The 3,837-nt window shown below is 69.5% G+C and carries 5 protein-coding genes; 1 reads left to right on the top strand and 4 read right to left on the bottom strand.

Features of this window, described 5'->3' with window-relative positions; all coding sequences use genetic code 11:
- Positions 1–124: 124 nt before the first annotated feature.
- The 3 genes from ACFWWQ_RS29535 to ACFWWQ_RS29545 all read right to left on the bottom strand — a co-directional run bounded on the left by ACFWWQ_RS29535 (position 125) and on the right by ACFWWQ_RS29545 (position 1,828).
- Positions 125–412 (bottom strand): hypothetical protein, encoded by a 288-nt coding sequence (locus tag ACFWWQ_RS29535; protein WP_384602322.1) that lies wholly within the window; start codon positions 410–412, stop codon positions 125–127.
- A gap of 87 nt (positions 413–499) precedes the next feature.
- The gene (locus ACFWWQ_RS29540) at positions 500–853 is read right to left on the bottom strand and encodes a DUF317 domain-containing protein (protein WP_384602324.1); all 354 of its coding nucleotides are present in this window, start codon (positions 851–853) and stop codon (positions 500–502) included.
- A 471-nt stretch (positions 854–1,324) separates the two neighbouring features.
- Positions 1,325–1,828 carry a hypothetical protein gene (locus ACFWWQ_RS29545; protein ID WP_384602325.1) on the bottom strand — a complete coding sequence of 168 codons (504 nt, stop codon included), beginning with the start codon at positions 1,826–1,828 and terminating at the stop codon, positions 1,325–1,327.
- Between the two features lie 769 nt (positions 1,829–2,597).
- Here ACFWWQ_RS29545 and ACFWWQ_RS29550 point away from each other — a divergent pair.
- The gene (locus ACFWWQ_RS29550; protein ID WP_384602327.1) at positions 2,598–3,323 is read left to right on the top strand and encodes a hypothetical protein; all 726 of its coding nucleotides are present in this window, start codon (positions 2,598–2,600) and stop codon (positions 3,321–3,323) included.
- A gap of 152 nt (positions 3,324–3,475) precedes the next feature.
- Here the strand turns inward: ACFWWQ_RS29550 and ACFWWQ_RS29555 are convergent, their stop codons facing one another.
- Positions 3,476–3,625: a hypothetical protein gene (locus ACFWWQ_RS29555; protein ID WP_384602329.1), complete on the bottom strand. Its 150-nt coding sequence runs from the start codon at positions 3,623–3,625 to the stop codon at positions 3,476–3,478.
- Positions 3,626–3,837: the final 212 nt, after the last annotated feature.

Here is a 3,837-nt window from a genome sequence, read left to right on the forward strand (position 1 = left end):
AGCGAGTATTTCCTTGGGGCAGCCATGGTCGTAGGTCCTCTCATGAGTCCCATCTGACCCTCTGTCAGCTCCCTCCGCATCTCGGGGGAACCTCAAGGAGCGCCTCCAGGGGTTCGGTGCGGGTCTAGCCGCCAGCACGGCGGCGGGGGCGGCGCGGGGGCGCCTGGACGGGGCCCTGCCACGTCAGCTTGGTGGCGACCTCCGGCGGCAGGTGGCCAAGTTGCGCGTCCTCGTCCGGTCCTTCGGCGAGGTAGACGACGGTCCGGCCGGATTCGTCCACCGACTGCAGGACCTGCGCCAAGCGGTGTGCCATCGGGAAGAACGGGTTCATGGCCTGGCGGACCGGAGCCGTCCGGTCGCAGCCGGACAGCAGGTCGATGAGATCGTCAACGGTCATCTCCGGGGACGTCACGAACACCCTCCTGGGTTGGGGAAAGGGGCGGCCTTCGCTACGGCCAGCAAGCCACAGGGCGGGCCCTACCTGTCGGTGTCCGCTCTGTCAGATGCGGCGTGAGGTCTCCAGCACGCGCGCCACGGCGGCGGCGACAATGTCGGCCGGCGTCTCGGTGTCGAACGACATGTAGTAGCCACGGACTTTGGCGGTGCCGGTGACGGCGATCGTCCATCCCTCACCGTCCGTGCCGGGGCGGCCGTTCGGAAACCAGCCGAGGTAGAACCGGCCGTCCTTGGAACTGACGTGCACATCCGCACGATCGTCCACGATCAAGTTGAAGTCCTCGGCGGAGAACTGGTCCATGACCAGCGTCGGCTGGCCGGGGCCGAGCAGCCACTCCCGCAGTCGCAGGGCTTCGATGGTGGTGGAGAAACCGGGGCCCGTAGGGGCTACAGTCACGGGCAATCACCTCTCTGACCTGGGGTTTCTTGCAAGGTCATCTACGTTGACATGGCCTCACGCCCGTTGGCCAGTCCTTCCGCCGCATTTCCTGTCTGCCCCCGGCGAACTGCCGTCCGTCGACAGAGAGTCGCTCCGTGCGGTCCGGACAGCTTTCCGCCGGCATCACCACCAGCTCGGCCCCGCCCGACACCGCGTCCAGGCCCAGTCACCTCACCCCACCCCTGGTCACCGCCACCGGGCCCTGGCGCATGACAAGACGAACGGGCCCGTCTCCAAAGGAGACAGGCCCGTGACAGTGACCTGAGCGAACCGGCACGTCAGCGTGCTGCCCGAGAGCGCACGGAACACGCTCATGTCCGCCCCGGCTGGCTGACGCACGTCGTACTCGCGGCAGCTGGGCCGGTCGTTCCCGCCCCAAGGTTTCACGGACCTCTTGGAATGCCCCGCTTCACGCGCTGGCGACGCCGGTCATGGAGCGTCCGCCCGCCAGGACGCACCAAGATCGGCAAGATGCCTGCGGAGTGCGCCGCGCTGTTCCTCGAGATCCTGCGAGATGGGAGACAAGAGATAGACATTGGCCCGGTAGGGGCGAAATCCCAGACGCTCCCACCCCATGGCGATCCTGGCGTTCACACGGTCCCACTCGGCCTGGTCCATCAGCCGGTGGCTGCTGAGGTCGGTGATGCCAGGCGAGCAGGCGATGGCCCGGCAGCCGGCCATGAGCCGGGTAATCGCCTCACACGCAAGTACAGCCGCCAGGCCGTGCCCGCGCCACGGGGGGGCCAACGTCACTCGATCCATGACAAGCAAAGCTGAGCCGACGTACTCCAGTCGTTCGCTGACCTCGTCGGTGAAGGAGCCCGTCTGGGGATCGAGGAGGACCTGGGCGGTCTCGTACAGGTCCTCGGACTCCTCCTCCATGGCCCCGTACGCGTTGCAGCCTCGGTCAAGGTGCACGCGGTAAAACGTCATGGCCCCGACGGGAACTTCCTCGACCGTGCGGTGTGAGGGTTCAGGGGCCACGAACCCTCTGGGGTCGACCGACTCGTGCCCCGCGGCGCTGGTACGTCGACGATGTAGGACGGTTACGTCCCAGCGCTCCAGGGTGTCAGCCTGCGGGGTGTCCCAGAGTTCGTCGTCGAGCTGTCGTGCCCTTCCGCCGTGCCCGTCTCGGGCGGTATCCGTTTGGCCGCGCCCGGCTGGCCGAGGCGTCCGGCACCGGCCGGCGCCCTGGGCGGTGTCGTGTCCCGGGGTTGTCGCTGCCTTGTGCTGCCGTGCTCTCGGGCCCGCGCCCGCGCCTCGGGGTGAGAATCGCGCTCACAGTGGCGCCCCTACGGCCGCATCCGCGATGCCATGAGGGGCGTGTGCGAGGCGGGCGCCTGACGGCCGCGGCTACGGGCACCCGCTCCCGCCGCCTGGCCGCGCTGCTCCGCACCTGGTCCGGCCCGCTGTCCGCTGTTGCGCCCGGCGGTCGCGCAGCGGCCGTCTCTCATCGTGTCCGGTCTCCGTCCGGGCTGCGGTCGCCTGCCGCATCGTGATGCCGCTGTCGTCGGGCGGGTGCATCGAAGATGGCGTCGCCACTCCGTCCGCTGCGCGCCGTCCCGATGGAGGAAGCGGCGCCAGGTGGGTAGTCCGACGAGTTCAAAGCCCTGACGATCGGCCGGAAAGCACAGGGGCGGTGCTGGGCAACGATGGAGTGCTGGAAACTGGTTACGGACAAGTCCTAGTGAAAAGAGCTGAGTTGAGCGCCCAGCATCATGACCTGAACCTGACCGACCCGACGAAGGGCTATCTGCAGTTCGTCCTCTACACCGAGCCGAGGCTGGGGATCGTCTCGGGTTCGTTGAACGCCGAGGTGTCGATCGACGAGGAGCGCACGCCGTGCGCACGGGAATGGCTCGGCCGGCTTCAGCGATGTGAGCCCACAGCCCTGCACTGCACCCTCGTGCAGCAGCAGAGCATTCCGTCCTTGTTCTACCCATGTGTGGACGAGGACCCCAAGAGCCCGTCGGCGATCAGTGGTTCGGGCTGCGTCTGCCGGCGGACTTTCTACGACCCCGAGTTCGGTCTGCCCGTCGTGGGCTCACACCACCGCCATGCCGGCGAATCAGGCGCGAACTGGTGGACCTACGAAACGTACGCCCCGCTCGCCCTGCGCCCCGAGGACACCTTTAGCCGGTTCACAGCCGAGAAGGGCCTCTTCTGGGCCAGGACCGACAAGGGCATGCTGTCGGTCCTGCCGCAACAGCACGGGCTCGGCTACAACATGGGCTACAGCGGCGGCGGACCGCATGCCCTTGCCGCCTACCTCTCCCAGATTGCCGCCACCGACGGGAAAAACACGGCCGCTGGCGCCAAGTACGAGCAGGCGCACCCGGCAATTCTCGCCTGGACGCAGAGTTCCTTCGGGGACCGGGGAACGAACGAACTGACCCTGCAGGATCTCAAGGCGATGCAGCTCAGCTGACCACCAGGTCGGTGCTGCCCTGACCAGCTTCGGCCACGCCACCGCCGCACCGGGCACCCGGCTCCGAGGACGCCGGGTGCCCTTGCACGTTCTGCCCTGGAGGGAGAGGGCCTAGAGCTAGCTCAAGAGGCGGGCGACCGCGCTGCGGTGGGCTAGGTCTGTCGTAGGTAGAGGCGTGCGAAGTGCGCGGCCGGTTCTACGAGCGGTGCTGCTGCCTCGGCGTCGGCCAGTTCGTCTGCCCGGTCAGCGAACGATGCTGTCGTCTCCAGCCAGGCGCCCGAGTCCGCTCGCTTGCGCTGCACCGGGGCGGTCGTCGTGCTGCCGCGCCGGGGCGGCGGGCGTGGTCGCCCGGGGCGTCCGGGCGCCCCGGTGCCGTGCTGCCCGCCGCCCGCGCCCGGGGGCCGGCCCCCGGCCCGGGGGGGGGGGGGGGGGGCCCGCCCCCGCCGGGGGGGGGGGGGGGGGGGGCGCGCGGGGCCCCGCCCCCGCGGGCCCCCCCCCCCCCCCCCCCGCGGTG

The organism is Streptomyces sp. NPDC059080 (genome assembly GCF_042739975.1).
GTDB lineage: Bacteria > Actinomycetota > Actinomycetes > Streptomycetales > Streptomycetaceae > Streptomyces > Streptomyces benahoarensis.

Bases quoted from the DNA above. Each gene is read 5' to 3' on its own strand.
- ACFWWQ_RS29545 (WP_384602325.1), bottom strand. From the start codon at position 1,828: ATGACGTTTTACCGCGTGCACCTTGACCGAGGCTGCAACGCGTACGGG.